The 286-nt window shown below is 47.9% G+C and carries 1 protein-coding gene; it reads right to left on the reverse strand.

Annotation, left to right across the window (positions count from 1 at the left end; translation table 11 throughout):
• A partial coding sequence (locus Q4519_RS21860; protein WP_303516058.1) for a trypsin-like serine protease occupies positions 1 to 286 on the reverse strand: 286 nt, incomplete at both ends.

Raw genomic sequence — 286 nt, forward strand, 5'->3', positions numbered from 1 at the left:
GCTGAAACGGCCATGACTTGGTTAACAAAAGCGCCTTGTTGGGTGTCATAACCAAAGGCTTCTTCAAGCTCTGGGGTCAGCTCTCCACCTGTAAAGCCTAAAAGTCCTCGGCGAACCTCACCAAACTCTAAAATTTGTGCCGACAGGTTTTTCACCATGTTCACTGGGATAGCAAAACCGATGCAGATGTTACCGCCATTAGGGCCTAAGATGGCGGTATTAATACCAATTAACTCACCGAGTAGGTTGAGGAGTGCACCTCCGGAGTTACCGCTATTAATTGCAG

It is taken from the genome of Motilimonas sp. 1_MG-2023 (assembly GCF_030547455.1).
Classification (GTDB): Bacteria; Pseudomonadota; Gammaproteobacteria; order Enterobacterales; family CBDFNC01; genus Motilimonas.